This is a genomic window from Acinetobacter sp. UBA2063, from assembly GCF_002333245.1.
Classification (GTDB): domain Bacteria; phylum Pseudomonadota; class Gammaproteobacteria; order Pseudomonadales; family Moraxellaceae; genus Acinetobacter; species Acinetobacter parvus.
Genome location: NZ_DDAH01000025.1, coordinates 1 through 1,500, shown reverse-complemented (window position 1 = coordinate 1,500; position 1,500 = coordinate 1). Strand labels below are relative to the sequence as shown.

The following is a 1,500-nucleotide window of genomic DNA, read 5'->3' as shown; positions in this document are numbered from 1 at the left end:
TCCTTATATGTTTATTCAAGCAATGGAGCGAATGGAATTTGGTTTAACACAAGTAGAAATACGAGCATTACAAGAGCTAGGGCTAAGTAGCGGGGCAAGAGCGATTGCCATTTATGATGAAACAGGCAAATTATTAACGCCAAACTCACTTCCTGCAACTATCAATCTCAAACGTTTAGCGATGATGGGATTGATTATTACCCTTTTTGTTTTGCTGTGTTTCTTATGCGCCATTTTCATTTTTTAAAACTGCAATGTAAATAAATTAAGATTATAGTGAGATTAAATATGTCTATCCTAAGTTGGGACGATTTCGAAGATGATTCGCAAAAACCGACTACACCTGAACACAAGTCTGCGTCCCTCGACTCGCAAAAAACGCTTAATACGCAAGTGGTATCTGATTCAGAGCAACCATCGCCGCGCGTGGCAGTTGCACAACCCACTGGAACCAGTACCATCAGATCAACAAATCCAACCGATTCGCTGGCTAGAGCATCTGAAGCCCTAGAACATCTTGACGTTGCGCCAGGTCTGGAAGAACTGGAAATGGGCGCACAGCGTGTACAGGTTGATGACAAGGCCATGATCAACTGCCGTGCGGATTTAAACCAGCTTGTGCCATTCAAATATGAGTGGGCTTGGCAGAAATACTTGGACGGGTGTGCCAACCACTGGATGCCTCAAGAAGTGAACATGAATCATGACATCGCGCTTTGGAAGTCGGAAAATGGCTTGACCGAAGATGAACGTACCATTGTTATGCGTTCTTTAGGTTTCTTCTCAACAGCAGATTCATTGGTTGCGAACAACTTAGTTTTGGCGATTTATCGTCATATTACAAATCCTGAATGCCGCCAATACATTTTGCGTCAAGCATTTGAAGAAGCGATTCATACCCATGCCTACCAATACTGTATCGAATCTTTAGGTATGGACGAAGGTGAAGTCTTCAACATGTATCGTGAGATTCCAAGTGTTGCACGTAAAGCATCATGGGGCTTGAAATATACACAGTCATTGACTGATCCTAATTTCCACACAGGCACACCTGAAAACGACCAGCGTTTATTGCGTAACCTGATCGCATTCTACTGCGTGCTTGAAGGCATTTTCTTCTACTGTGGCTTTACCCAGATTTTGAGTATGGGCCGCCGTAACAAGATGAACGGTGTTGCTGAACAGTTCCAGTACATTTTGCGTGATGAGTCAATGCACCTGAACTTTGGTATCGACATGATCAACCAGATTAAGATTGAGAACCCTCACCTTTGGACAAATGAGTTCCAACAGGAAGTGATTCAAATGATTCTTGAAGGTACCATGCTTGAAATCGAGTATGCGCGTGACACTATGCCGCGTGGTGTATTGGGCATGAATGCCAGCATGATGGAAGAATACTTGAAGTTCATCTGTAACCGTCGTTTGTCTCAGCTTGGTTTACCAGAGCAGTTTGCTGGCGTGACCAATCCATTTGCGTGGATGTCTGAGATGATGGAC

Annotated in this window: 1 protein-coding gene and 1 pseudogene; both read left to right on the top strand. The window is 43.7% G+C overall.

What is annotated here, in order from left to right:
- A pseudogene (locus tag B4H32_RS01045) lies at positions 1 to 247 on the top strand (hypothetical protein); the annotation flags it as partial.
- Between the two features lie 41 nt (positions 248 to 288).
- A partial coding sequence (locus tag B4H32_RS01040; RefSeq protein ID WP_286799336.1) for a ribonucleotide-diphosphate reductase subunit beta occupies positions 289 to 1,500 on the top strand: 1,212 nt, incomplete at its 3' end.